This is a genomic window from Streptomyces sp. NPDC048496, from assembly GCF_043200055.1.
In the GTDB taxonomy this organism is placed as follows: domain Bacteria; phylum Actinomycetota; class Actinomycetes; order Streptomycetales; family Streptomycetaceae; genus Streptomyces.
Window position 1 is genome coordinate 22278 of record NZ_JBICXB010000008.1, and the last position, 26128, is coordinate 48405.

Annotated in this window: 23 protein-coding genes and 2 pseudogenes; 10 read left to right on the top strand and 15 right to left on the bottom strand. The window is 69.3% G+C overall.

Translation table 11 applies throughout. The annotated features are described in order from the left end of the window. Positions 1 to 89: 89 nt before the first annotated feature. Genes ACGFSA_RS11165 through ACGFSA_RS11190 form a run of 6 tightly spaced genes read right to left on the bottom strand, consistent with a single transcriptional unit; the run spans position 90 to position 7275 of the window. Positions 90 to 1505, bottom strand: coding sequence for an NAD(P)/FAD-dependent oxidoreductase (locus ACGFSA_RS11165; protein WP_393302874.1), 1416 nt, complete (start codon positions 1503 to 1505; stop codon positions 90 to 92). 22 nt (positions 1506 to 1527) lie between these two features. Further along, positions 1528 to 2331, bottom strand: coding sequence for an ABC transporter permease (locus ACGFSA_RS11170; protein WP_393302876.1), 804 nt, complete (start codon positions 2329 to 2331; stop codon positions 1528 to 1530). Continuing rightward, complete coding sequence (locus tag ACGFSA_RS11175) at positions 2331 to 3263, bottom strand: ABC transporter permease (protein WP_393302878.1); 933 nt, start codon at positions 3261 to 3263, stop codon at positions 2331 to 2333. Before ACGFSA_RS11175 ends, ACGFSA_RS11170 begins: the two co-directional genes overlap by 1 nt. Then, complete coding sequence (locus tag ACGFSA_RS11180; protein WP_393302880.1) at positions 3260 to 4411, bottom strand: ABC transporter ATP-binding protein; 1152 nt, start codon at positions 4409 to 4411, stop codon at positions 3260 to 3262. Before ACGFSA_RS11180 ends, ACGFSA_RS11175 begins: the two co-directional genes overlap by 4 nt. A 55-nt stretch (positions 4412 to 4466) precedes the next feature. Further along, the gene (locus tag ACGFSA_RS11185) at positions 4467 to 5717 is read right to left on the bottom strand and encodes a PotD/PotF family extracellular solute-binding protein (RefSeq protein WP_393302882.1); all 1251 of its coding nucleotides are present in this window, start codon (positions 5715 to 5717) and stop codon (positions 4467 to 4469) included. 43 nt (positions 5718 to 5760) lie between these two features. Then, on the bottom strand, positions 5761 to 7275 hold the full coding sequence (locus tag ACGFSA_RS11190; protein WP_393302884.1) for a gamma-aminobutyraldehyde dehydrogenase: 1515 nt from the start codon (positions 7273 to 7275) through the stop codon (positions 5761 to 5763). A gap of 206 nt (positions 7276 to 7481) precedes the next feature. On the opposite strand from ACGFSA_RS11190, the gene ACGFSA_RS11195 reads away from it, so the two are divergent. Then, positions 7482 to 8042 carry an NADAR family protein gene (locus ACGFSA_RS11195; RefSeq protein ID WP_393302886.1) on the top strand — a complete coding sequence of 187 codons (561 nt, stop codon included), beginning with the start codon at positions 7482 to 7484 and terminating at the stop codon, positions 8040 to 8042. 73 nt (positions 8043 to 8115) lie between these two features. Here ACGFSA_RS11195 and ACGFSA_RS11200 read toward each other — a convergent pair whose 3' ends face one another. Further along, positions 8116 to 8844 (bottom strand): DUF4190 domain-containing protein, encoded by a 729-nt coding sequence (locus tag ACGFSA_RS11200; protein WP_393302888.1) that lies wholly within the window; start codon positions 8842 to 8844, stop codon positions 8116 to 8118. Positions 8845 to 8977: 133 nt separating this feature from the next. On the opposite strand from ACGFSA_RS11200, the gene ACGFSA_RS11205 reads away from it, so the two are divergent. The 4 genes and pseudogenes from ACGFSA_RS11205 to ACGFSA_RS11220 all read left to right on the top strand — a co-directional run. Beyond that, positions 8978 to 10012 (top strand): adenosine deaminase, encoded by a 1035-nt coding sequence (locus tag ACGFSA_RS11205; protein WP_393302890.1) that lies wholly within the window; start codon positions 8978 to 8980, stop codon positions 10010 to 10012. A 23-nt stretch (positions 10013 to 10035) separates the two neighbouring features. Then, on the top strand, positions 10036 to 10740 hold the full coding sequence (locus ACGFSA_RS11210) for a glycerophosphodiester phosphodiesterase (RefSeq protein WP_393302892.1): 705 nt from the start codon (positions 10036 to 10038) through the stop codon (positions 10738 to 10740). A gap of 133 nt (positions 10741 to 10873) precedes the next feature. Further along, positions 10874 to 11140, top strand: a pseudogene (locus tag ACGFSA_RS11215) (response regulator transcription factor); the annotation flags it as partial. 74 nt (positions 11141 to 11214) lie between these two features. Continuing rightward, positions 11215 to 12163, top strand: a pseudogene (locus ACGFSA_RS11220) (serine hydrolase domain-containing protein); the annotation flags it as partial. Positions 12164 to 12189: 26 nt separating this feature from the next. Here ACGFSA_RS11220 and ACGFSA_RS11225 read toward each other — a convergent pair. From ACGFSA_RS11225 to ACGFSA_RS11235, 3 genes are all read right to left on the bottom strand, one after another. Continuing rightward, entirely contained in the window at positions 12190 to 12735 is a 546-nt protein-coding gene (locus ACGFSA_RS11225) for a hypothetical protein (RefSeq protein ID WP_393302894.1), read from the bottom strand. A 54-nt stretch (positions 12736 to 12789) separates the two neighbouring features. Continuing rightward, positions 12790 to 13953 (bottom strand): PotD/PotF family extracellular solute-binding protein, encoded by a 1164-nt coding sequence (locus tag ACGFSA_RS11230; protein WP_393303174.1) that lies wholly within the window; start codon positions 13951 to 13953, stop codon positions 12790 to 12792. Positions 13954 to 14135: 182 nt separating this feature from the next. Further along, positions 14136 to 15575, bottom strand: a complete 1440-nt coding sequence (locus tag ACGFSA_RS11235; RefSeq protein ID WP_393302896.1) for a gamma-aminobutyraldehyde dehydrogenase — start codon at positions 15573 to 15575, stop codon at positions 14136 to 14138. A gap of 163 nt (positions 15576 to 15738) precedes the next feature. On the opposite strand from ACGFSA_RS11235, the gene ACGFSA_RS11240 reads away from it, so the two are divergent. The 5 genes from ACGFSA_RS11240 (at position 15739) to ACGFSA_RS11260 (ending at position 21270) form a co-directional block, all read left to right on the top strand. Then, the gene (locus ACGFSA_RS11240) at positions 15739 to 16245 is read left to right on the top strand and encodes an Lrp/AsnC family transcriptional regulator (RefSeq protein ID WP_393302898.1); all 507 of its coding nucleotides are present in this window, start codon (positions 15739 to 15741) and stop codon (positions 16243 to 16245) included. Next, the gene (locus ACGFSA_RS11245; protein ID WP_393302900.1) at positions 16230 to 17609 is read left to right on the top strand and encodes an aspartate aminotransferase family protein; all 1380 of its coding nucleotides are present in this window, start codon (positions 16230 to 16232) and stop codon (positions 17607 to 17609) included. The genes ACGFSA_RS11240 and ACGFSA_RS11245 overlap by 16 nt, the downstream gene beginning before the upstream one ends. 279 nt (positions 17610 to 17888) lie before the next feature. Beyond that, positions 17889 to 18626, top strand: a complete 738-nt coding sequence (locus ACGFSA_RS11250; protein ID WP_393302902.1) for an ABC transporter ATP-binding protein — start codon at positions 17889 to 17891, stop codon at positions 18624 to 18626. Beyond that, positions 18608 to 19792 carry a hypothetical protein gene (locus ACGFSA_RS11255; protein ID WP_393302904.1) on the top strand — a complete coding sequence of 395 codons (1185 nt, stop codon included), beginning with the start codon at positions 18608 to 18610 and terminating at the stop codon, positions 19790 to 19792. The genes ACGFSA_RS11250 and ACGFSA_RS11255 overlap by 19 nt, the downstream gene beginning before the upstream one ends. Before the next feature lie 359 nt (positions 19793 to 20151). Next, on the top strand, positions 20152 to 21270 hold the full coding sequence (locus tag ACGFSA_RS11260; RefSeq protein ID WP_393302906.1) for an LOG family protein: 1119 nt from the start codon (positions 20152 to 20154) through the stop codon (positions 21268 to 21270). Positions 21271 to 21275: 5 nt separating this feature from the next. On the opposite strand, the gene ACGFSA_RS11265 is transcribed toward ACGFSA_RS11260, so the two are convergent. The 5 genes from ACGFSA_RS11265 to ACGFSA_RS11285 all read right to left on the bottom strand — a co-directional run bounded on the left by ACGFSA_RS11265 (position 21276) and on the right by ACGFSA_RS11285 (position 26093). Continuing rightward, positions 21276 to 21728 (bottom strand): SRPBCC domain-containing protein, encoded by a 453-nt coding sequence (locus ACGFSA_RS11265; RefSeq protein WP_393302908.1) that lies wholly within the window; start codon positions 21726 to 21728, stop codon positions 21276 to 21278. After that, on the bottom strand, positions 21721 to 22083 hold the full coding sequence (locus ACGFSA_RS11270; protein ID WP_393302910.1) for an ArsR/SmtB family transcription factor: 363 nt from the start codon (positions 22081 to 22083) through the stop codon (positions 21721 to 21723). Before ACGFSA_RS11270 ends, ACGFSA_RS11265 begins: the two co-directional genes overlap by 8 nt. Before the next feature lie 77 nt (positions 22084 to 22160). Then, positions 22161 to 23186 (bottom strand): ABC transporter ATP-binding protein, encoded by a 1026-nt coding sequence (locus ACGFSA_RS11275; protein WP_393303176.1) that lies wholly within the window; start codon positions 23184 to 23186, stop codon positions 22161 to 22163. A 19-nt stretch (positions 23187 to 23205) separates the two neighbouring features. Continuing rightward, a complete protein-coding gene (locus ACGFSA_RS11280) occupies positions 23206 to 24855 on the bottom strand; it encodes an ABC transporter permease (protein ID WP_393303178.1) in 1650 nt (549 codons plus the stop codon). Between the two features lie 116 nt (positions 24856 to 24971). Then, positions 24972 to 26093 carry a thiamine ABC transporter substrate binding subunit gene (locus tag ACGFSA_RS11285; protein WP_393302912.1) on the bottom strand — a complete coding sequence of 374 codons (1122 nt, stop codon included), beginning with the start codon at positions 26091 to 26093 and terminating at the stop codon, positions 24972 to 24974. Positions 26094 to 26128: the final 35 nt, after the last annotated feature.

The window sequence follows — 26128 nt, forward strand, 5'->3', positions numbered from 1 at the left end:
GGGCCAGGTGCGGGTTGGGGCCACCAGTGCCCCTCCCGGCACTAGCAGTGAACCGGGTCACACCGCGTATGACCCGGCTCGCGGCCCGGTCAGCTGTCGAAGCCGAGCCCCAGGCGGTCCATCGTCCGCAGCCACAGATTGCGGTGCCCGCCATTGCTGTCCGCCCTGGCCAGGGACCTCTTCGTGAGTTCGATCCCGGTCCAGGCGAACGGCTCCGGGGGGAACGGCATCGGCTTGGTGCGCACCATTTCCAGACCGGTCCGCTCGGTCCTTTCGCCGGACAGCAGGTCGAGCATCACATCGGCGCCGAACCGGGTTGCTCCGACACCGAGCCCGGTGAATCCGGCGGCGTAGGCGACCCGACCCTGATGGGCCGTACCGAAGAAGGCGGAGAAGCGGGAACAGGTGTCGATCGCACCGCCCCAGGCGTGGCTGAAACGCACCCCGGCCAACTGCGGGAAGCAGTCGAAGAACTGGCCCGCGAGCTTGAGGAACGTCTCCGGCCGCTGGTCGAGATCGGCGCTCAGCCGGCCACCGTACGGATAGATCGCGTCATAGCCGCCCCACAGGATCCGGTTGTCCGCGGAGAGCCGGAAGTAGTGGAACTGGTTGGCGCTGTCGCCGAGCCCCTGCCGGTTCTTCCAGCCGATGGAGGCGAGCTGGTCGGCGGTGAGCGGTTCGGTCATCAACGCGTAGTCGTAGACCGGGACGGTGTACGGACGCACCCGCTTCACCAGTGACGGGAAGATGTTCGTGCCCAGCGCGACCCGCCGGGCGAGGACCTTCCCGTACGGCGTGCGGACCGCCATCCCGGTGGCGGTCCTGGCCAGTTCGAGGCCCCGAGTGTGCTCGTACACCCGTACGCCCAGATCGAGGCAGGCCCGCTTCAGCCCCCAGGCGAGCTTGGCGGGGTGCAGCATGGCGACCCCGCGCCGGTCCCAGAGCCCACCCAGGAATGTCGGCGAGTCGACCTCCGCGCGCAGTGCGTCCTGATCGAGGAATTCCACTCCGGTGAAGCCGAGTTGCTCCATTTCCCGGTGCCATTCCCGGAGTTCTTCGAGCTGATGGGGTTCCGTGGCGACATCGATCTCGCCGGTGCGCTCGAACTCGCAGTCGATGGAGTAGCGGGCGACAGCCGCCTCGATGGCGTCGAGGTTCTGCTCGCCCAGCTGCTCCAGCTTCTTGATCTCGTCGGGCCAGCGTTCCAGGCCGTTGGGGAGGCCATGGGTGAGGGAGGCGGCGCAGAATCCGCCGTTGCGGCCCGAGGCGGCCCAGCCCACCTCGTGCCCCTCGATCAGTACGACGTCCCGTTCCGGGTCGCGTTCCTTGGCGATCAGCGCGGTCCACAGTCCGCTGTATCCGCCGCCGATGACGAGCAGATCGCAGTGTTCGTCGCCGGTGAGCGCGGGAAGCGCGTCGGGCCTGCCGGGGTCGTCCAGCCAGAACGAGACCGGCCGGGCGCCGGAGAGTGATTGTGCAGCAGTACGCATGGCAACTGGGGCCATGGTTTCCAACTCCTTCAGGACTTCAGGATCGTGCGCTGTTCTTCCGCCGGTTCGCGATCAGCTGGCCGGCGACAACCACCAGTACGGCAATGATGAACATCGCCGTGCCGATGACGTTGATCTGCACGGGTGTGCCGCGCTGTGCCGAACCCCAGACGAACATGGGGAAGGTCACGGTCGAGCCCGCGTTGAAATTGGTGATGATGAAATCGTCGAAGGAGAGCGCGAAGGCGAGCAGCGCTCCCGCGGCGATTCCGGGGGCGGCGATCGGCAGGGTCACCCGCAGGAACGTCTGCACGGGGCCCGCGTACAGATCGCGGGCCGCCTCCTCCAGCCTCGGGTCCATCGACATCACGCGCGCCTTGACCGCCGTCACGACGAAACTCAGGCAGAACATGATGTGCGCGATGAGGATCGTCCAGAAACCGAGCTGCGCACCCATGTTGAGGAAGAGCGTGAGCAGTGAGGCGGCCATGACGACCTCGGGCATCGCCATCGGCAGGAAGATCAGCGAGCTGATCGCGCCGCGTGCCCGGAAGCGGTAGCGGACCAGCGCGAAGGCGATCATCGTGCCGAGCGCGGTCGCGCCGATGGTCGCCCAGGTGGCGATCTGGAGGGAGAGCGAGAGCGAGCCGCACATGTCGGCGACGCCGCAGGGGTCCGTCCAGGCGTCCAGTGAGAAGCGCTGCCAGGCGTAGTTGAAGCGCCCGTTCGGCTTGTTGAAGGAGAACACCATGACGACGATGTTCGGCAGGATCATGTACGCGAGGGTCAGCAGACCCGCGATGACGATCAGATGGCGGCGGAGCCAGCGCAGTACGGACATCAGACCAGGTCCTCCGTCCCGGAGCGGCGGATGTAGACGGTGACCATCAGCAGGACGACCGCCATGAGGATGAAGGAGAGCGCGGCCGCCATCGGGTAGTCGAGGACGCGCAGGAACTGGGTCTGGATGACGCTGCCGACCATCTTGGTGTCGGTGGAGCCCAGCAGTTCCGCGTTGACGTAGTCACCGCTGGCCGGGATGAAGGTCAGCAGCGTGCCGGAGACGACGCCCGGCATGGAGAGCGGGAACGTCACCTTGCGGAAGGTGGTGGCAGGGGTGGCGTACAGGTCGCCGGCCGCCTCGTGCAGCCTGCCGTCGATCCGCTCCAGCGAGGTGTAGAGCGGCAGGATCATGAACGGCAGGAAGTTGTACGTCAGACCGCAGACCACCGCCATCGGCGTGGCCAGCACCCGGTTGTTCTCGGTCCAGCCGAGCCAGCTGGTGACGTCCAGGACGTGCAGGGTGCTCAGCACGTCGACGACCGCACCGCCGTCCGCGAGGATCGTCTTCCAGGCGAGCGTACGGATCAGGAAGCTGGTGAAGAAGGGTGCGATGACCAGTACCAGCACCACGTTGCGCCAGCGGCCCGCCTTGAACGCGATGAGATACGCGAGCGGGTAGCCGAGCAGCAGGCACAGGATCGTCGCGGTGCCCGCGTACAGCAGGGACCGGATGAACTGCGGGTAGTACTCGGACAGCGCGTCCCAGTAGGTCTGGAAGTGCCAGGTGACCTCGAACCCCTTCTCCAGGGATCCGGTCTGTACGGAGGTCGACGCCTGGTAGACCATCGGCAGCGCGAAGAAGACGACGAGCCACAGGATGCCGGGGAGCAGCAGCCAGTACGGGACGAGCCGCTTGCGGGTGGAGGCCTTGCGTACAGGAAGCTCGGCGGGGTCTGTGGGCGGCGCGGGCGGCGCTTCGGTGACGGTCACGTCGCGTCCTCCACCGTCTCCACGCCCGCGTCGATGTCCTGGGCCGCGTCGAGGCCGAAGGTGTGCGTGGGGTTCCAGTGCAGGACGACTTCGGCTCCCGAGGTGAGCCGGGTGTCGCGCTCGATGTTCTGCTCGTACACCTGAAGCGCCTTGCCGGCCGGGCTCTCCACCACGTACTGCGTGGAGACACCGATGAAGCTGGAGTCGGTGATCCGGCCGGTGACCCGGTTGCGTCCGGCGGCTATGGAGTCCGCGTCGTCGGCGTGGGCGAGGGAGATCTTCTCCGGACGGACGCCGAGCAGCAGCCTGCCGCCACGGGCGGTGGGTGCCTGACACCGCCCGGCGGGCAGCCGCAGCGTCATGCCGCCCGCACCGACCAGGATGTCCTCGCCGGCCTCGGTGATCTCGCCCTCGATGAGGTTGGAGGTGCCGAGGAAGTTGGCGACGAACGTCGTCTTCGGATTCTCGTACAGATCGGCCGGGGCGCCGAGCTGTTCGACGCGGCCCGCGTTCATCACCGCGACGGTGTCGGCCATGGTCATGGCCTCCTCCTGGTCGTGGGTGACGTGGATGAACGTGATGCCGACCTCGGTCTGGATGCGCTTGAGCTCCAGCTGCATCTGGCGGCGCAGCTTGAGGTCGAGGGCGCCGAGCGGCTCGTCGAGCAGGAGCACCTGCGGGTGGTTGATCAGGGCGCGGGCGACGGCGACGCGCTGCTGCTGGCCGCCGGAGAGCTGGTGCGGTTTGCGCTTCGCGAAGTCGCCGAGCTGGACGAGGTCCAGCATGTCGTCGACCTGCTTCTTGACCGACTTGATGCCGCGCCGGCGCAGACCGAAGGCGACGTTCTCGCTGATGTCGAGGTGCGGGAAGAGCGCGTAGCTCTGGAAGACGGTGTTGACGGGCCGCTTGTACGGAGGGAGGTCGGTGATGTCCCGGCCGCCCAGCGAGATGGTGCCGGTCGTGGCCTCCTCCAGCCCCGCGATCATCCGCAGGGTGGTGGTCTTGCCGCAGCCGGACGCCCCGAGCAGGGCGAAGAAGGAGCCCTGCGGAACGGTCAGATCGAGCGGCTGGACGGCTTTGAAGGAACCGTACGACTTGCTGATCCCGGTGAGGCGGACGTCGCCGCCTTCTGTCTGCTGCTGTGTCATGGGTCGCAGTCCCAGTGGTGTCAGGGGGAGGTCGGGGGAAGGAAAGGCGGGTCGGTCAGGCGCCGATGAGCTTGGCGAACTTCTCTTCGTACGCCGTCTCTTCCTTGGAGGTCAGCGAACGGAAGGCGTGCGACCGGGCCGCCATCTCCTTGTCGGGAAGGATCAGGACGTTGTCGGCCATCGCCTGGTCGATCTTCGCCAGTTCGTCGCGGACTCCGTCGACCGGACAGACGAAGTTGATGTACGCGGCGAGCTTGGCAGCGACCGACGGTTCGTAGTAGTAGTCGATGAGCTTCTCGGCGTTGGTCTTGTGCCGGGCCTTCACCGGGACGAGCAGGTTGTCGCTGGAAATGATGTAACCGGCGGCCGGGACGGCGTACTTGATGTCCGGGTTTCCGGCCTGGAGCTGGATGATGTCGCCCGCCCAGGCGACGCAGGCGGCGATGTCGCCCTTGTCGAGGTCGGCCGTGTAGTCGTTGCCGGTGAAGCGCCGGATCTGGTTCTTGTCGACGCCCTTCTGGAGCCGGCCGATCGCGGCGTCGTAGTCGGCGTCGGTGAAGGTGCCGGGGTCCTTGCCCATGTCGAGCAGGGTCATGCCGATGGAGTCGCGCATCTCCGAGAGGAAGCTGACCCGTCCCTTGAGCTTCGGGTCGTCGAGCAGCTGGCTGACGGAATCGACCTTGCGGCCCCCGGTCGCCTTGGAGTTGTAGGCGATGACGGTGGGAATGCCCGCCCACGGGTACGAGTAGGCGCGGCCGGGGTCCCAGTCCGGGGAGCGGAACTGGGCCGAGAGGTTGGCGTAGGCGTGCGGCAGGTTCGACGCGTCGAGCTTCTGCGCCCAGCCGAGGCGGACGACGCGTGCGGCCAGCCAGTCGGTGACGCAGATAATGTCGCGGCCGGTGTCCTGGCCGGCCGCGAGCTGCGGCTTGATCTTGCCGAAGAACTCGACGTTGTCGTTGATGTCCTCGGTGTACTTGACCTTGATCCCGGTGCGCTCCGTGAACGCCTCCAGGGTGGGCCGGTGCTTGCCGTCGTCGGTGACGTCCATGTACTCGGTCCAGTTGGAGAAGTTGACCTGCTTCTCCTTGGCCGAGTGGTCGTCGGAGGCCGCCGCTGCGTCCCCCTCCCGCTGCGCGGGCGGGATGCCGCACGCGCTCAGCGTGCCCAGGCCGCCGAGCGCGAGCGCGCCCATGCCGGAGGCGCGCAGCAACGAACGGCGGGTGAGGGCACCCCTGCCACTGGTAAGACTGCGCCGCATCGCGGCCAGTTGGGCCGCGGAGAGGTGCTCCGGCTCGTACTGCTCCATGCGCGTTGCCCTTTCGGGTGGGTGTGGCCGTTGTCCGGCCTGGCTATCGGTCCCCGAAGATTGTGCGGTGCCAGTCCTTCCGGGCGACCGCGGTGTTGTCGTACATCACGTGCTTGACCTGTGTGTACTCCTCGAACGAGTACACCGACATGTCCTTGCCGAAGCCGCTGGCCTTGTATCCGCCGTGCGGCATCTCGCTGATGATCGGGATGTGGTCGTTGATCCAGACGCAGCCCGCCTTGATCTCGCGGGTGGCGCGGCCCGCCCGGTACAGGTCGCGGCTCCAGGCGGAGGCGGCGAGTCCGTACGGGGTGTCGTTGGCGAGGGCGATGCCCTCGTCGTCGGTGTCGAAGGGCAGCACGACCAGGACCGGGCCGAAGATCTCCGACTGGACGATCTCGCTGTCCTGGGCGGCGCCCGCGACGAGCGTCGGCCGGTAGTAGGCACCGTCCGCCAGGTCGCCGCCGGGGGCCTCACCGCCGGTGACGACGGTGGCGTACGCACGGGCGCGCTCGACGAAGCCGGCGACCCGGTCCCGCTGGGCGTGGCTGATCAGCGGGCCGAGGTCGGTCGACGGGTCGAAGGGGTCGCCGAGCCGGACGGTCTCCATCAGCTCGGCGACGCCCTGCACGAAGGCGTCGTAGAGCGGCCGCTGGACGTAGGCGCGGGTGGCGGCGGTGCAGTCCTGGCCGGTGTTGATGAGCGCTCCGGCGACCGCGCCGTTGACCGCGGCCTCCAGGTCGGCGTCGTCGAAGACCAGGAAGGGGGCCTTGCCGCCGAGTTCGAGGTGGAGGCGCTTGACGGTGGCGGTGGCGATCTCCGCGACCCGCTTGCCGACGGCGGTGGAGCCGGTGAAGGAGGTCATCACGACGTCCGGGTGGCCGACGAGATGTTCGCCCGCGTCCTTGCCCGCGCCGGTGACGATGTTGATCACACCGTCCGGGATGCCTGCCTCGGTGGCCGCCTGGGCGAACATCAGCGAGGTCAGCGGGGTGATCTCGGCGGGCTTCAGCACGATCGTGTTGCCCGCCGCGACCGCCGGGAGGATCTTCCAGGCGGCCATCTGGAGCGGGTAGTTCCAGGGGGCGATCGAGCCGACGACGCCGATGGCCTCACGGCGTACGTACGAGGTGTGGTCGCCGTCGTACTCCCCGGCGGCCTTGCCCTCCAGGTGGCGGGCGGCGCCCGCGAAGAAGGAGGTGTTGTCGACGGTGCCGGGCACGTCGAACTCGGTGGAGAGCTTGATGGGCTTGCCGCACTGGAGCGACTCGGCGTACGCGAAGTCGTCGGCCTGCTCCGCGAGGACGGCGGCGAACCGGTGCATCGCCTCGGACCGCTCGGCCGGGGTGGCACCCGACCAGCCGGGGAACGCCTCGCGGGCGGCCGCGACGGCCGCGTCGACATCGGCGGTGCCCGCCAGTTCGTAGGTGTAGACGATCTCGCCCGTAGCCGGGTTCACGACGTCGTGGCTGCGTCCCGATGTGCCGGAGCGCAGCTTTCCGCCGATGTACTGCGCGCCGGCCGCGAAGCGGTCCCGCACGTGGAAGCCTTTGCCCATGACGCTCTCCTCCGCCGCTGTCTCCGTGTACCGGGGCGGCGTAGCTTCTGCTCGATTTGAGTGCCGATCCTGACAGAGGAGACGGAGCCCAACAAGTGATTCCGTTGTTGCCTTTTGGTTACGCAACGGAATCTGTCGACCATGTGTCGCGTCGCCGCGGAAATCCACGTACGGAGTGTCAGTGGCGGATGCCACACTCGCATGTCATGGAACACCTGAGCGAGCTCGTGGCGCGAACCCGTCGCGGTGAGAAGGTGAAGTACCTGCCGTTCTGGGGGCACCGCCCTCGGCCGGACGGGCGGATCGGCGCGAGCTGCCTCAGCCAGTGGTGGCCCTCGCCGTTCACGGTCGACGGGGTGACGTACGCGTCGGCCGAGCACTGGATGATGGCCGGCAAGGCGCGGCTCTTCGGCGACACGGAGGCGGAGCACCGTGCGCTGTCCGCGAGCAGCCCCGCGGCGGCGAAGAAGGCAGGCCGGCTGGTCCGCGCCTTCGACGACACGGTGTGGGAGCGGGAGCGGTTCGCCCTGGTGGTGGCGGGCAGTGTCCACAAGTTCGGCCAGGACGCCGAGCTGCGGGAGTTCCTGGTGAACACCGGGGACCGGGTGCTCGTCGAAGCCAGCCCCGTGGACCGGATCTGGGGCATCGGACTGGCGGCGGACGACCCGCGAGCGGAGGATCCGGCGTCCTGGCGGGGGCTGAATCTGCTGGGGTTCGCCCTCATGGAGGCGCGAACACGGCTGCGCGCTGTGCCCGACGCGATATGAAAAGGCCCGCGGGGCGGTCGGGGTTCTCCCCACCGCCCCGCGGGCCTTGCTCTGTGCGGCGGCATTCCTGCCTCTATCGCGTGCCGTCCACGACCAGGGACGTTCCGTACGTGTCGTCGTAGGGGTAGCTGTCGTGATTGTTGAAGTCGTGGCTCACGCTCCAGATCAGGAAGCCCAGGAACGCTCCGCTGATCACGATGCCGAGCGAGCCCAGGATGATGCCGGCCAGCGCGACGCCGCCGTTGTTCGCCTCACCCCGGTTGACCCGGCCACGGCCTATGAGACCGAAGATCAGCGCGAGGACGCCGAGGACGACCCCGAGCCCCCACATGCAGAAGCCGGCCACGGCGATGATGCCGAGCACCATCGACGCGATACCGAGCCCGTTCGCGGGCGCCGGTCCGCCCCAGGCCGCCTGGCCGTAGCCGGGGTATCCCGGATAACCGCCGTACTGCGGAACGGGTGCGGCCGGGTATCCGTACGGTCCTGCCGGAGGGACCTGCTGCCCGGGACCGTTCGGCGCGATCGGCGGCGGCGGTACGTTCCCGGGCCCCGGTCCCGCTCCGGGCAGGGGGCCGGTCCCCGGGGCGGCAAAGGGGCCGGTCCCCGGTGCGGCGCCGAACCCCGCCGTGGGCGCCGGTCCCGTTCCTGCGGTCGGCATCGAGGTGACCGTCTGCTGGTCGTGCACAGCGGGCGGGAGTGGGTCACCGGTCTGCTTCTCCAGCGGCACCCTGTTGTCCGGCGGAGCCCACGGATCGCGTGGCGCAGCCCCGTTCGCGGGCTGCTCTGTGTTCTCTGACATGGGCCTCCCCCATCGTGGTCCCGTCATGCTACGGCCCGCCCAGACAACCGCCGCTCCGGCCTACGATGATCCCCGTCCCACACCGGGCCGTCCCGTGCCCGGACCGCTCCACGTCATGCCCCCGGAGGATCCGATGACCGATCTGCACGCCTTCATCGCGGGGCTGCCCAAGGCCGAACTGCATGTCCACCATGTCGGATCCGCCTCGCCCCGCATCGTCTCCGAACTGGCCGCCCACCACCCGGACTCCAAGGTCCCCACCGACCCGGAGGCGCTGGCCGACTACTTCACCTTCACCGACTTCGGCCACTTCATCGACGTCTATCTCTCCGTCGTGGACCTGATCCGCACCCCGGAGGACGTCCGGCTGCTGACCTTCGAGGTCGCCCGTGACATGGCCCGCCAGAACATCCGGTACGCGGAACTGACCGTCACCCCGTTCAGCTCGACCCGGCGCGGCATTCCGGAGCAGGGGTTCATGGAGGCGATAGAGGACGCCCGCAAGGCCGCCGAGGCCGAGCTCGGGGTCGTCCTGCGCTGGTGCTTCGACATTCCCGGCGAGGCCGGGCTCGAATCAGCCGAGGAGACCACCCGGCTCGCCGTGGACCTGCGACCCGAGGGGCTCGTCTCGTTCGGGCTCGGCGGTCCGGAGATCGGCGTGCCCCGACCGCAGTTCAAGCCCTACTTCGACCGGGCGATCGCCGAGGGGCTGCACTCCGTCCCGCACGCCGGGGAGACCACGGGCCCGCAGACGATCTGGGACGCCCTCACCGAACTGCGCGCCGAGCGCATCGGCCACGGCACCAGCGCCACCCAGGACCGCAGGCTCCTCGACCACCTCGCCGAGCACCGGATCGCGCTGGAGGTCTGCCCGACCTCGAACATCGCAACCCGCGCCGTGACCGATCTCGACCTGCACCCGGTCAAGGAGATGGTGGACGCCGGAGTCCTGGTCACCATCAACAGCGACGACCCGCCGATGTTCGGCACCGACCTCAACAACGAGTACGGGGTCGCGGCCCGCCTCCTCGGTCTGGACGAGCGGGGTCTTGCCGTGCTCGCGAAGAACGCGGTGGAGGCCTCGTACCTCGACCCGGCCGGCAAGCGGACGCTGGCCGCCGAGATCGACACGTACACGTCGGACTGGCTGCGGCGCACCGGCCGGTGACCACCGGTGGTGACAATGGCCCCATGGCCACCTCTGTCACCGCCGTAGCTCACCGCGGCGATCCGTACCGTGCCCGCGAGAACACCCTCCCCTCGATCCGCTCCGCCATCGAACGGGGGGCGGACGCGGTCGAGATCGATGTCCGGGTCACCCGCGACGGGGTGCCGGTCCTGCTTCACGACGCCACGCTGGAACGGCTGTGGGGCCACGAGCGCAGACTGGACCGGCTCACCCACCAGGAGCTCACCGAGCTGACCGCGGGCGGTGTGCCCACCCTGCGCGAGGCGCTGCTCGCCGCCGGGGCGCACCGCCTCATGCTCGATCTGCCCGGCTCCACCGACGAGTCGGTACGGAAGACCGTCGGCCTGGTCCGCGAGTGCGGGGCCGCGGAGCGTACGTACTACTGCGCGGGCCCCGAGGCCATGCTGCGGGTGCGCGCCGCGGATCCGTCCGCCGAGATCGCCCTCACCTGGACCACACTCGCCCCGCCGCGCTCCGCCCTGCTGGACGTGGTGAGGCCGCGCTGGCTGAACTACCGGTTCGGGCTGCTGAACCGGGACCTGACGGACCGTATCCACCGGGACGGGCTGCTGGTCTCCGCCTGGACGGCCGACACCAAGCGCACGATGCGCCGTCTGATCGGACACGGCGTCGACTCGATCACCACCAACCGGGTCGACGCCCTGCACGGCCTGCTCGCCAACTCCCGGTCCGCTGAGCTTTCTTGATCGATCCGGCATGATGGGCGGTGTCTCACCGTCGGTGAGGGAGACTGGTGCCCGAGGAGCAGATGTGACCGATCCGCACAGCAGCCCCCGTCCCGCCCGAGTCCGTTCCGACATCGAGAACGCCACCCCGCCGATCACCGCCCGCGAGCGCGAGACGCTGCTGCACCTGGCCCGCGGTCTGTCGAACGCGGAGATAGCGGCCGCGCTGGTCGTCAGCGAACACGCGGTGAAAACCCATGTGGGCAATGTGCTGTCCAAGCTGGGACTGCGCGATCGGATCCAGGCGGTCATCTGCGCGTACGAGTGTGGTGTCGTCACTCCCTCGCCGGACGGACAGCCGTCACCCGCCTCCCCCGCACAGGTGAGAAATACGCCCGGCGAGGACCGCTCGGCCGGGTGATCCGCCGGGGCCTGCGGATCAACAGGATGGAGTCCATCAGCAGTTACGGATTCCACGCCCAGGAGGCACCGGACATGAACGCCCGCACTTCCCGTACCGTCGTCGCAGCCGCCCTGCTCCTCGGCATCGCCGTCGGCCCTGCCGGACCGGCGCTCGCGGCAGACCTCACCCCGGCGACCGCCGCCGCGGCCACCGGGCAGGCCGCTCCGGACGCCGAGGCCCTGCGGGCCGCGATCGCCGGGCTCCCGAGGACCGACGCCACGGCCGCACTCGTCCGAGTCGCAGGCACCGCGGGAACCTGGCGGGGTAGCTCCGGTGTGCACGATCTGGAGTCGGGGCTCCCGGCGGACCCGGGGGGCCGCTTCCGGGCCGGTTCGGTCACCAAGGTCTTCACGGCGGCCGTCGTACTCCAGCTGGCCGGGGAGGGGAAGCTCGACCTGAACCTGCCGGTCCGGCACTATCTGCCGGAGCTGATCCCGGCGGCGTACAAGAAGGTCACCGTGCGCCAGCTGCTGAACCACACCAGCGGCATCCCGTCCGTCGGCTCCGGCGGCGACACGCTCGACGAGTGGTACGCGCACCGCTTCGATCTGCATGACGCGGCGGACACGGTGCGCGAAGCCACCTCCCAGCGGCCGGACTTCGCGCCCGGCACACGGCAGCACTACGACAACATCGGCTACACCGTGGCGGGCCTGCTGATCGAGAAGGTCACGGGCCGCACGTACGAGTCGGAGGTGTCCCGCCGCATCCTGGATCCCCTGGGACTGAAGGACACCGGCTTCCCCGGCATCGACCCGACGATCCGCGGCCCGCACAACCACGGTTACCAGGTCTTCGCCGGGGCCGACGGAACCAGCGAACTGCGGGATGTGACGGTGTGGGGGGGCGACGGACGCCTGGGCGGCGGGTGATCTGATCTCCACCACCGCCGATCTGGAGCACTTCATCCGGGCCCTGTTCCGCGGGCAGGTGGTGCGCGGGCCGCTGCTGGAGGAGATGTTCACCCTGCCCAGGGCATCGGTACGGTGCCCCGTCGGCCCAGTGACTCAGACCGTCGCCGCGGACGCCGGCCCGGCCACCGGGTCCGGCGTCCGGCCCAGCGCTTCCAGCCGCTTGATCATCCGGCGGACGACGAGCAGCGGAAGCACTCCGAAGGCGCCGAACGACATGTCGATGACCGACCACCAGAACGGAATGTCCCGGATCGGTCCGCAGATCAGCGCGAGCGGGATGATCCCGGCGCAGGCGATCATGCCGAACTCGACGACCCAGATGTTGCGGACCGGGTCGCGGTACGGACCGTAGAACGCGACCGCGATGACGAGATGCGCGAAAGCCAGCCAGTCGGTGCCGTACAGCACGAACGGGTACGTCGCGTCGGCCTCGTCGAGGCCGGTCCGGACCCGGGTGATCCACTCCATGAGGGCCGGGAAGTGTTCGGGCACGGGAGAGGTCGAGGACCTCAGCAGATCCTCGGCCCAGTGGAGTTCATGGACGAGCGGGAAGGCGGTCAGCCCGCTCAGCACCAGACAGACGATAAAGACGACCAACCACACGCGTATGCGCCTCAGCAGGGCTCTTCGCTCGCTCATGTCCGCAGCGTACGCCCGTGTTTACCCGCCGTTTACGCCACCCCGGGGCCGGTTTCACAACCCGACGATGGAGTTCCACTTCTTCGCCATCTCGGTACGCTCCTCTGGCGTGATGTCGCGGGCGATCGCCAGCCGTCCGCGCATCGCGTCGTCGGGGAAGATCAGCGGATTCTCGGCGAGCGCCGCGGTCTCCTCGTCCTTCGAGGAGGCCAGCACCTCGCGGGCGGCCGGGACGGGGCAGACGTAGTTGACCCAGGTCGCGAGCTCCGCGGCGACCTCCGGCTCGTAGTAGTAGTCGATCAGCTTCTCCGCATTGCGCTTGTGCCGGGCGAGGTTGGGGATCACGAGCGACTCCGCCCAGAGCTCGGCTCCTTCCTCCGGCACCACGAACTCGATCTCCGGGTTGTCCGCCTTCAGCTGGATGACATCTCCCGAATACGCCTGGCAGGCGAGCACATCACCGGTCGAGAGGTCCTTGATGTAGTCGTTCCCGGTGAAGCGGCGGATGTGCTTCGTCTTCACCAGCTTCTCCACCTGGTCGCACATCGTGTAGAAGTCGTCCAGCGTCCACCGGGCGATGTCGACGCCGTTGCCCTGCATCAGCAGGGCGATGGACTCGTCGAGCCCGGACAGCAGCGTCACCTTGCCCCGCAGGTCGTCCGCCCACAGATCACTCATGTGCCGGACCTCGCGGCCGAGCTTCTTGCGGTTGTACGCGATGCCGGTGATCCCGGACTGCCAGGGAACGCTGTGCGTCCGCCCCTTGTCGAAGGCGGGGGAACGCAGCTGCGGGTCCAGGTACTTGGCAACATTGGGCTGCTTGGCCCGGTCCATCTCCTGCACCCAGCCGAGCCGTACGAACCGGGCGACCATCCAGTCGCTGATGACGAACACGTCCCGGCCGGTCTGCTGATGGTTCATCAGCGCTGGGCTGATCTTCCCGAAGAACTCGTCGTTGTCGTTGATCTCCTCGGTGTACGTGACGGAGATCCCGGTGCGCTCGGTGAAGGCGTCGAGGGTGGGCCGCTTCGACGGGTCCTTGTCGCCGGTGTCGATGTACAGCGGCCAGTTGGCGAAATGCAGCGTGTGGTCGCCACCGGAGTAGTCGTGTCCAGTGCGGTCGCCGGGCTGCACGTAGGCGGCGGGCACTCCGCAGCCGGCCAGCGTGACACCGGCCGCTCCCGCCCCGAAGGCGCGCAGCAGGGACCGGCGGGACATGGGGTTGTTCGGGATCGCTCGCACCTGCGCAGGATGCCCGGCCGGGAACGCCGCGGACAATGGACCAACCGTCCAGCAGAGCGGGCCTCTCCCGCACACCCTGTCGATACCCCGTCAGGCGGCGCACACGGGAACGGCCCCTCGAAGTAGCGCATTCGAGGGGCCGTCACCACCGCGGGGTGTCAGTCGTCGAGCGAGGTCATGACGTGCTTGATGCGCGTGTAGTCCTCGAAACCGTACGCGGAGAGGTCCTTGCCGTAGCCGGACTTCTTGAATCCGCCGTGCGGCATCTCGGCGACGAGCGGGATGTGGGTGTTGATCCACACACAGCCGAAGTCGAGGTTCTTGGACATGCGCATCGCGCGGGCGTGGTCCTTGGTCCACACCGAGGAGGCGAGGGCGTACTCGACGCCGTTCGCGTACTCCACGGCCTGGTCCTCGTCGGTGAACGACTGGACCGTGATCACCGGTCCGAAGACCTCGTTCTGGATGATCTCGTCGTCCTGCCGCAGACCGGAAACGACGGTCGGGGCGTAGAAGTAGCCCTTCTCGCCGACCCGGTGGCCGCCCGCCTCGACCTTGGCGTGCGTGGGCAGCCGGTCGATGAACCCGCTGACCTGCTTCAGCTGGTTGGCGTTGTTGAGCGGGCCGTAGAGCACGTCCTCGTCGTCCGGCTGCCCGGTCTTCGTGTCGGCGGCGGCCTTGGCGAGCGCGGTGACGAACTCGTCGTGGATCGACTCGTGGACGAGGACGCGGGTCGCGGCCGTACAGTCCTGACCCGCGTTGAAGAAGCCCGCGACGGAGATGCCCTCGACGGCCTTGGCGATGTCGGAGTCCTCGAAGACGACGACGGGCGCCTTGCCACCGAGCTCCAGGTGAACGCGCTTGACGTCCTTGGCGGCGGACTCGGCGACCTGCATGCCGGCCCGTACCGAACCGGTGATGGAGGCCATCGCCGGGGTCCGGTGCTCGACCATCGCGCGGCCGGTCTCGCGGTCGCCGCAGAGGACGTTGAAGACGCCCTTGGGCAGGATGTCGCCGATGATCTCGGCGATCAGCACGGTCGACGCCGGGGTGGTGTCGGACGGCTTGATGACGACGGTGTTGCCCGCGGCGAGCGCCGGGGCGAACTTCCATACCGCCATCATCATCGGGTAGTTCCACGGCGCGACCTGGGCGCAGACGCCGACCGGCTCGCGGCGGATGATGGAGGTCATCCCCTCCATGTATTCGCCGGCCGAGCGGCCTTCGAGCATCCGCGCCGCGCCCGCGAAGAAGCGGATCTGGTCCACCATCGGCGGGATTTCTTCGGTGCGGGTGAGCTCGATCGGCTTGCCGGTGTTCTCGGACTCGGCGGCGATCAGCTCCTCCGCCCGCGCCTCGAACGCGTCCGCGATCTTCAGCAGGGCCTTCTGGCGCTCGGCGGGCGTGATGTCGCGCCAGGCGGGGAAGGCCGCCGCGGCGGCGTCCATGGCGGCATCGACATCGGTCTGGCCGGAGAGCGGGGAGGTCGCGTAGACCTCTTCCGTCGCCGGGTTGACCACGTCGATGGTCCGCCCGTCCGCGGCGTCCCGGAACTCCCCGTTGATGTAGTTGCGCAGACGGCGCACCTCGGTGGTCACAACCACCCCTCCTGTCGACACGTCCAATGGGTGAGACGTCCAGCCTAGTCGCAGAGGTATCGCTTTCGACATACCAAACCACTGAGAACTTCGGATTCAGTGAGATCTGGATCCTCAAACAACGAATTTCATCGATTGAGGGTTGCAAGACAGACGAGTCTCGGTGCACAGTGGACGCGTGGCCAGTCGCAGCGCAGACTCCAGGACCGGGAACGGATCGTCACCAGCGGTCGATGCCGTCTCCCTCGCAATCATCGAGCAGCTCCAGGAGGACGGGCGTCGTCCGTACGCCGCGATCGGCAAGGCCGTCGGCCTCTCCGAGGCGGCCGTGCGGCAGCGCGTCCAGAAGCTGCTCGATCAGGGCGTGATGCAGATCGTCGCCGTCACGGACCCGCTCACCGTGGGGTTCCGGCGGCAGGCGATGGTCGGCATCAATGTCGAAGGCGACCTCGATCCTGTCGCGGAAGCGCTGTCGGCCATGGCCGAGTGCGAGTACGTGGTGATGACCGCGGGCTCCTTCGACCTGATGGTGGAGATCGTCTGCGAGGACGACGACCACCTGCTGGAAACGATCAACAAACGCATCCGGGCCATCCCCGGCGTGCGCTCCACCGAGAGTTTCGTCTACCTGAAGCTCAAGAAGCAGACCTATATGTGGGGAACCCGATAGCCGTGAGCAAGGACCTCAGCCGAACCGCGTACGACCACCTGTGGATGCACTTCACCCGCATGTCGGACTACGAGAACGCGCCCGTTCCCACCATCGTGCGTGGCGAGGGCACCTACATCTATGACGACCAGGGCAAGCGCTACCTCGACGGCCTGTCCGGCCTGTTCGTGGTCAACGCCGGTCACGGCCGTCACGAGCTCGCCGAAGCGGCCTACAAGCAGGGCCAGGAGCTGGCCTTCTTCCCGGTGTGGTCCTACGCCCACCCGAAGGCCGTCGAACTGGCCGAGCGGCTCGCCGACTACGCGCCGGGCGACCTCAACAAGGTCTTCTTCACCACCGGCGGCGGCGAGGCCGTCGAGACCGCCTGGAAGCTCGCCAAGCAGTACTTCAAGCTCAAGGGCAAGCCGACCAAGTACAAGGTCATCTCGCGTGCGGTCGCCTACCACGGCACCCCGCAGGGCGCCCTGTCCATCACCGGCCTGCCGGCCCTGAAGGCCCCCTTCGAGCCGCTGGTCCCCGGCGCGCACAAGGTGCCGAACACCAACATCTACCGCGCCCCGATCCACGGCGACGACCCGGAGGCCTTCGGCCGCTGGGCCGCCGACCAGATCGAACAGGAGATCCTCTTCGAGGGACCGGAGACGGTCGCCGCGGTCTTCCTGGAGCCGGTGCAGAACGCCGGTGGCTGCTTCCCGCCGCCGCCCGGGTACTTCCAGCGGGTCCGCGAGATCTGTGACAAGTACGACGTGCTGCTCGTCTCCGACGAGGTCATCTGCGCCTTCGGCCGCCTCGGCACGATGTTCGCCTGCGACAAGTTCGGCTACGTGCCGGACATGATCACCTGCGCCAAGGGCATGACGTCGGGCTACTCCCCGATCGGCGCCTGCATCGTCTCGGACCGCATCGCCGAGCCGTTCTACGAGGGCGGCAACACCTTCCTGCACGGCTACACCTTCGGCGGCCACCCGGTCTCCGCGGCGGTCGGCCTCGCCAACCTCGACATCTTCGAGCGCGAGGGTCTCAACCAGCACGTCCTGGACAACGAGAACGCGTTCCTCACGACGCTGCAGAAGCTGCACGACCTGCCGATCGTCGGCGACGTCCGCGGCAACGGCTTCTTCTACGGCATCGAGCTGGTGAAGGACAAGGTCACCAAGGAGACGTTCACCGACGAGGAGACCGAGCGCGTTCTCTACGGCTTCCTCTCCAAGGCGCTGTACGACAACGGTCTGTACTGCCGGGCCGACGACCGCGGCGACCCGGTCGTCCAGCTCGCGCCGCCGCTGATCTCCGACCAGTCGACGTTCGACGAGATCGAGGGCATCCTCCGGAGCGTCCTGACGGAAGCCTGGACGAAGCTCTGAGAGGGACGGTGACCCAGGCCGCGGGTCGATCGGCTGATCGACCACGGATCGATTGACCGATTGACCCCGGCCCGATCACCGGCCGACCGCATTCCAGCGGTCATTTCATATGGTCCACGCGGCCCGGATGCGCCCATTCGAGTGGGAAGAAGCGCACCCGGGCCGCGTGCTGTGCGCACACCGCGGTCCGAATCCTTACGGTGCCGAGTGACCGATCGGCCTCCTCTTCGTTCCCCCGTACGGGGGACGGGAAATCTGATCTGAACCGAGGTGTACGCCATGGTGGCCCCGCCGGACAACGACGTGATCTGGGCGCGTTCCCTGCACCACTCCCACAACGGCTCACCCGCGCTCGGCGGGATCTCCCTGGAGGTCCACGACGGCGAGATCCTCGCCGTGACCGGCCCGCGAGGCAGCGGCAAGACGACTCTGCTGCACTGCCTCTCCGGCCAACTGGTGCCTCAGCAGGGCGAGGTGTGGTTCAACAGCGTCCCAGTCCACACCATGGGTCCGCGGCTGCGCGAGCGGCTGCGCCGTGACCGGTTCGGCTGGATCGCACCCGATCCCCAGCTCGTACCGGAGCTGAGCACCTGGGAGAACGCAGCGCTTCCCCTGCTGCTGCGCGGCACCTCGCACCGGGCCGCGAAGAAGACCGCCATGGAGTGGCTGGAGCGGCTCGACATCGGCATGTGCGCCAAGCAGCGTCCCCACACGCTGCTCCAGGGACAGCGCCAGCGGATCGCCGTCGCCCGCGCGCTGGCCGGCTCACCCACGGTGATCTTCGCCGACGAGCCGACCGCGACGCTGCACCGCACGGACCGCACCCACGTGCTGCGGACACTGACGAGCGCGGCCCGCTCGCACGGCATCACGGTCGTGCTCGCCACCCATGACGTGGAGGTCGCCTCGCTGGCAGACCGCACGGTCCCGCTGCTGGACGGCCGCCGCGTCGCCACCGTCGCCCTGCCCGCGGTGTCCGATACGGAAGGCCGCGCGGCGTGCTCGCTCTCCGTCTAGCCCGCGGTACCCATCCGCTGGTCCTGGTGCGGCGACTGCTGGTCTCGGCCGCCTCAGCCGGGGTCGGCTTCCTGCTGTTGTGCACCCTGGCATACGCGTCGACGCATCCGGCGTACTCGACCGCCTCGGTGCTGCGGCTGCTGTGGTGCTTCGTGCCGCTGGCCGCCACCGTGCAGTTCGCGGTCGCGGTGGCCCGTACGGACCCGAGCACCCGCCCGCGTCCGGGGCTGTCCGCCGTCGGTCTGGGGCCGGTCAGGCTCGGCGTGCTGGCCGCAGTCTCCACCGCCATGTCCTGCACCCTCGGGTCGATGGTGGCGCTGCTTCTCTTCGTGCATCTGCGCGGCGATCTGACCGGGCTGCCGTTCGACGGTGCGGCGGCCGAACCGCTGGGCGCAGGAGCCCCGTTGCCGGTGGCCGCGACCCTTGTTCTGCTGACGCTGGTGCCGGTGGCCGCGGCGGCGGCAAGCGCGATGGCGCTGCGCACCCGGCCGCTACAGGCGGCGGTGCCGGAGGACGGCACGCAGGACATCGTGCCGGACGAGCAGATTCCGGCTCCGGCGGCTCCGCCGACCGGACTGCCGTGGGGCGTGGCGCTGGCGGCAGCCGGTCTCGCGGTCGAGGCGTACGCGAGCCGCGATGGCGCGGGCAGCCCGTTCCCCCTGCCGGGAATTCCCGACGGCACCCCGGTGTGGGTGCTGGCGGGGTGGTCGCTGACGGCAATCGGTCTGGCCATGGCGGGTCCCGGACTGACGCACCTCTGCGGACAGCTGCTGCAGGCGGTGCGTCCCGGAGCCGTACGTCTGCTGGCCGGAAGGGTGCTGATGGACGAGGCGCGCCGGATCGGCCGGCCGCTGGGTGTGGTCTGCGCGGTGCTCTCCGCGGTGATCGCGGCGTTCGCGCTGTACGGGACGGGTCCGCGTCCCTTCGGCCCGCTCACCGCGCTCGGCGCCGTACTCGTACTGGGCTGCACGACGGCGACGCTGCTGACCTCCGCCCTGGAGGCGAAGCAGGCCCGCGCCCACCTGGCTCAGACGCTGCTGCGGCTCGGTGCGCCGGCCTCGGCGCTGCGGGCAGCGACGGCCCTGCGGGTCGGCATTCTGCTGGTCGTATTCACCCCGATCACCTGGGCGATCGCCGAATTGGCCGCGCTGCCGCTGACCGGCTGAGGGTCCGCCGGCCGGCCGTGGAGCCGACCGGCAGCCGGCCGAGGTGCCGGAAGGCCGGCCGGATCTCCGGCCGGGGCTCGCGCAGCCCCCGGCAGATCCGGACCCCCGCGCCCTGCTCCTCGTCGTCGACGCCGTACCCGTTCTCGATCGGCACCGCCGACTGCCACGATCCCGGTACGGCGCAGACGGCGGCGATGCCACGCAGTGCGACGGAAGGCGGGCCCGACGGTACGGGCGCTCGCACCACTCCGTCCCGCTCCGCCCCAGGCGCCACGTCCGTCACGGTGCCACCTCCCACTCGGGGGCATATGACCGTACGGCTGGAGCGGTACACCCCGGCCGGTACGTAGCATGACAGCGTGGAGAACCCGGACGACAGCATTCCTGCACCCGGCATCGAGATCGAGTCGCTCGCCGAATTCGACGCGGTGATCGCCGGCGGGTCACTGGCGGGATATCGCGTCCAGTCCGTCGATCTGACGGACCGCAGCGCCGCGCTGTTCGCCGCGGACACGTCCGGCGCGGTCTTCCTCGGCTGCCGGATGGAGCCGGACGCGGCGGCGAAGGTGCGGGCCGACGGGGCGTTCGTCTTCCCGCCCGTGCCGGGGCTGCCCTTCGATCCGTACCGCGGCCTGCTCTACTCCCCCGACGCGCTCTACGAAGGGCTGGCGGAGGGGGGTTACGAGGCGACGCCCGACGCGCGCGCGTACCGCTGGTTCCAGCGGACCCGCGCGAACGGCGACGCCTTCGCCTCGATGCTGCGCGCACTCCATGACGACGCGGTCTCCGACGCGTTGGACGAGGTCCTCACCGGGGCGCGGGTGGTCGGGGTGATGGGCGGCCACGCGACCGCGCGCGGCAGCGCGGCGTACGCGGCCGCCGCCCGGCTGGGCCGGACCCTGGCGCGCGGCGGGCTGACGGTGGCCACCGGCGGCGGTCCGGGCGCGATGGAGGCGGCGAACCTCGGCGCGTACGCGGCGCCGCATCCCGATCCGATGCTGGACAAGGCATGCGAACTCCTTGCCGCCGCCCCGTCCTTCACCCCGTCGGTCACCGACTGGGCGCTGGCCGCCTTCGCCGTGCGGGAACGCTGGCCGGACGGCGGCGGCTCGGTCTCGATCCCCACCTGGTTCTACGGTCATGAGCCGCCGAACCCGTTCGCGGACCACATCGCCAAGTACTTCGTCAACGCGCTGCGCGAGGAGGGGCTGCTCGCCCGCTCCACGGCGGGCGTCGTCTTCCTGCCGGGCGCCGCCGGAACCGTGCAGGAGGTCTTCGACAACGCGACACCGAACTACTACGGCTCACGCGGCACACCGACCCCGATGGTGCTGGTCGGCCGCGCCCACTGGACGGAGGAAGTGCCCGCCTGGCCACTGCTGCGGACGCTGGCCGCCGGCCGGCCGATGGAGTCCCGTATCGCCCTGGTCGACACGGTGGACGAGGCCCCCGAGGCACTCGCCCGGCTGTCCGGCTGAGCGGTTCAGATCGTCGCGAGCCGGTTGGCCAGCGCGTCGAAGAACGCCTCCCAGCCGTCCTCCGCCGCCGCGTACTGCTCGGCCGTGAGGTTGCCGCCGCGCTGCTGGAAGACCATCTCGGTGGTCTTGTCGCCGCGATCGGTGAACGTGACGGTGACGATCTCGCCCTCGATGTCGTCGGGCGCGGTCGCGTCCTTCAGTGTGAAGACGAGCCGCTCGGGTGCGACCACCTCCCGGTAGACACCGTGGAACGGCATCTCCGTGCCCGGCACCACGATGACCAGGCTCCACATGCCACCCGGCCGGACGTCCATCGACACCCGGTCGAGCGGCACCTCGGCGTCCCCGCCGTACCAGGCGGCGAAGTGCTCGGGGGTCGTCCAGGCCTCGAAGACGAGTTCCCGCGGGGCGTCGAAAATACGGGTGATGTCGATGCCCTCGCGTACCGATTCAGTCATGGCCCCTGTCCTTCTCGGAATCGTTCCGGATCTTCTGAAGCTGCGTGAGGTGTTCCCCGAGGCGGTCGAAACTGCTCTCCCAGAACGTCCTGTAATGGTCCAGCCACTCCGTGGCGTCCGCCAGCGGCGCCGCCTCCAGCCTGCACGGCCGCCACTGCGCCGACCGGCCGCGCGTGATCAGCCCGGCGCGCTCCAGCACCTTCAGATGCCGGGAAACCGCAGGAAGGCTCATGTCGAACGGCTCGGCAAGTTCGGTGACCGTGGCCTCGCCCACGGCGAGTCGCGCGAGGATCGCGCGACGCGTCGGGTCGGCCAGAGCCGCGAAGACGGTGCTGAGCCGGTCCGTTTCAGCCACGCCCTTAACCACCTCGTTAATTAACCGATGTGTTTAATATAGCGCGGAACTGCCCCGTCAACCGGGGCGCGCTGCGCCTAGAACGTCGCGGGCAGTACCACTGTCTCCGACGCGTCGAAGGTCACACCCACCGACGCGCCCTCCTGCGGGGTGTCCCGCAGCGGGCACTCCGCCTCCAGGAGCGGTCCGCTCTCGGGGTGAAGGGTCACGGCGACATGGTTGCCCCGGAAGGTGCGCGCGCCGACCGTGCAGCGCAGCCCGGACTCCGGGGATCCGAGCCGTACGCCCGCCGGACGCACCAGCAGAGCGCGCGGGCCGTGCGGCGAGCCGTCCGGCACCGGCACCTTCCCCCACGCCGTACCGGCCACCGCGCCGGTCACCGTCGCGTCCACCACGTTGTCGAAGCCGAGGAACCGGGCGACGAACGCTGAGGCAGGGCGCTGCCAGACCTCCAACGGGGTGCCCGCCTGGGCGATCCGCCCGTCGCGCATCACGATGACCCGGTCGGCGAGGGCGAAGGCCTCGCCCTGGTCGTGGGTGACGGCGAGCACCGTCGTCCCCAACCGGGCGAACAGGGTGCGCAGTTCGACGACGAGGCGTTCGCGCAGGCTGCGGTCCAGCTGGCCGAGCGGCTCGTCCAGCATCAGCAGCTTCGGCCGCGGGGCGAGCGCCCGCGCGAGGGCGACGCGCTGCTGTTCTCCGCCGGACAGTGCGGCGACGGCCCGCCGTTCGGCGCCGGGCAGACCCACCAGTTCGAGAAGTTCGGCGACCCTGCGGTCCTGGTCGCCGCGTGTGACGCCGTGCATGCGCAGCCCGAAGGCGACGTTGGCGCCGACGTCCCGGTGCGGAAAGAGCTGATGATCCTGGAACATCAGGCCGAGACCGCGCCGGTGGACCGGCACGCCGGCCTGGTCGACGCCGTCGAGGAGCACCCGGCCGCCGTCCGGCGGGTGCAGTCCGGCAACCACGCGCAGCAGGGTCGACTTGCCGCTGCCGCTGGGCCCCAGGACACAGACGATCTCGTGGTCCGCGACCTTCAGATCCACCGCTTCGAGCGCCGCCCGCTTCCCGAAGAGGACCGTGGCGGATTCCAGTGTCAGCATGTCCACACCCCGAGCATCGTCAGAACTCCCTGGACCGGTCCGGGCGGATACGTTCGAGCAGCAGCAGCGACACCGCGCACACCAGCATCAGAATCGTGCTGAGCGCCATCGCCTGCCCGTAGTTGAGCTCCCCGGACCGTCCCAGCAGCCGCGCCACGGCCACCGGCAGGGTCGGGTTGTCGGGCCGCGCGATGAACACCGTCGCCCCGAACTCGCCGAGCGACACGGCGAACGCGAAGCCCGCCGCGACCAGCACCGCTCTTCGCACCAGCGGAAGATCGACCTCGCGCCAGGCCCGCAGCGGCGACGCCCCGAGCACCGCCGCCGCCTCCCGGAGCCGGCCGTCCACCGCCCGCAGGACCGGCAGCATCGTCCGTACGACAAAGGGAACGCCGACCAGCGCCTGGGCGAGCGGCACCAGGATCCACGAAGTCCGCAGGTCCAGCGGGGGCTTGTCCAGCGTGATCAGAAAGCCGAAGCCGACGGTGACGGCGGACACCCCGAGAGGCAGCATCAGCAGCGCGTCGAAACCCCGGACCAGCCGCCCGGCCAGGGGGGTCCCCCCGGCCGAGTCCGTTCGAGGCTGGGGGAGCGTCAGCGCGGCCGCCGCGAGCCCGCCGACGATCAGCGCGATCACAGTCGCGACCAGCGCGTACTGCAGTGAGTTCCCGATCGCTTCGAGAGGTGCGACCAGGAACGTGCTGCCGCTCGCCTCCGCGGACTGCAGGGCGCGGTAGTAGCCGAAGCCGAAGCCGCCGGGCGTGTCCAGCGAACGTTCCACGAGCACACCGAGCGGCAGCAGGATCAGCACCAGTACCGTCAGCAGGACCCCGCCGAGCAGCGCCCACTGCCCGGTGCCGCGCGGCCTGCGGGAGGTACGCGCCGGATCGACCAGCTTCAGCGCCGTTTCCCCGCGCCGCACGGTCCACGCGTGCACGGCCAGGATCGCGCCGACCGCGGCGAACTGAACCAGCGTCAGCACGGCGGCCGTCGGAAGGTCGAGGAGCTGGGCGGTCTGCCGGTAGATCTCGACCTCCAGCGTGGAGTAGGCCGGACCGCCGAGGATCTGTACGACACCGAAGGAGGTGAACGTGAAGAGGAAGACCATCAGCCCGGCGGCGGCCACCGCGGGCGCGAGGGCCGGCAGAGTGACCCGCCGCCACGCCGCGAACCGCCCGGCGCCCAGCACCCGGGCGGCCTCCTCCTGCCGCGGGTCGAGCTGCGACCACAGCCCGCCGACGGTCCGCACGACGACCGCGTAGTTGAAGAAGACATGGGCGAGCAGGATCGCCCACACCGTGGTGTCGAGACGCACGCCCGCCAGTTCGTCGAGGAAACCGCCGCGCCCCAGCAGCGCCAGGAAGGCCGTCCCCACGACGACGGTCGGCAGGACGAACGGCACGGTGACGACCGCCCGCAGCACCTGCTTGCCGGGGAAGTCGAAGCGGGCGAAGACATACGCGCCGGGCAGCGCGATCAACAGGGTCAGCGCAGTCGACGCGAGGGCCTGCCAGGTGGTGAACCAGAGGACGTCGAGGATGTCCGGCCGGGTCAGCACCTCGCCGATCCGGCCGAACTGCCAGGCGCCGTCGGCGTTCAGCCCGCGGCCGACGATCGCGACGACGGGGTAGGCGAAGAACAGCGCGAAGAACGCGACGGGCACGGCCATCAGACCGAGCCGCACCACGCTCCCCCGCCACGCCCCCGCGCGCCGGGGACGCGCGAGCCCGGACCGGGCGCGCGAACCCTTCCCGCCCGCGCCCGGACCGCGTACGGGACTCTTCGCTACTTCACTACGAGCGAGGACCACGACCGGACCCACTGCTCACGGTTCTTGGCGATGGCGTCCGGGGCCACCGTGGTGGGCCTGTCGACCGTGGCGCCGAACTCCGTGAAGAGCTCCGGCAGCTTCGCGTCCTTGGTGACGGGGTTCACGAACATGTTGAGCGGCATGTCCTCCTGGAACTTCTTGCTGATCAGGAAGTCCAGCAGCGCCTTGCCGCCCGCCTCGTTCTTCGCGCCGTTCAGCAGACCGGCGAACTCGATCTGCCGGAAGCACGTCCCGGTCGCGACCCCGGTCGGAGCCTCGCTCGGCTGCGGCTTCGCGTAGAGCACCTCGACCGGCGGACTGGAGGCGTACGAGACGACGAGCGGCCGGTCCGCCTTGGCCTTCTTGCCGCCCGCGGACCCGGAGAACTCCTCGTTGTACGCCTGCTCCCAGCCGTCGACCACCTTCACACCGTTGCTCTTCAGCTTCTTCCAGTAGTCCTGGTATCCGCTCTCGCCGTAGGTGGCGACGGTGCCGAGAAGGAAGCCGAGACCGGGCGACGAGGTCGCGGCGTTCTCGGTGACGAGAAGGTTCTTGTACGCGGGCTTCGCCAGGTCGTCGAAGGTCTTCGGCGGCGCGAGCTTCTTGTCGGCGAAGTACTTCTTGTCGTAGTTGACGCAGATGTCGCCGGTGTCGATCGGAGTGACCCGGTGCTTGGCCGCGTCCAGCTGGGCATCGGCCGCGACGCGGTCGATGCCCTTCGCCTCGTACGGGGTGAACAGTCCGTTGTCGAGGGCGCGGGAGAGCAGCGTGTTGTCGACGCCGAAGAACACATCACCGCGCGGGGAACCCTTGGTCAGGATCTCCTGGTTGAGGGCAGCGCCTGCGTCACCGCTCTTCAGCACCTTGACCGTGTAGCCGGTCTCCTTCGTGAACGCCTTCAGCACGTCCTTGGAGACGTTGAACGAGTCGTGACTGACAAGGGTCACGGTCTTGGAGCCGGAACCCTTCGTGTCACCGGCCCCTGACGCCGAGTCGTCGGAACTGCCGCAGCCGGCGAGTGCCGTGACGCCGAGCGCGGCAGCGAGGGCCGTCGCCGCGAGCTGCTTGGTCCCACGCGTGGTGCGGGTGGTGCTCATTATGAATTCCTCCTGGGTTTGACCAGGAAGAGACG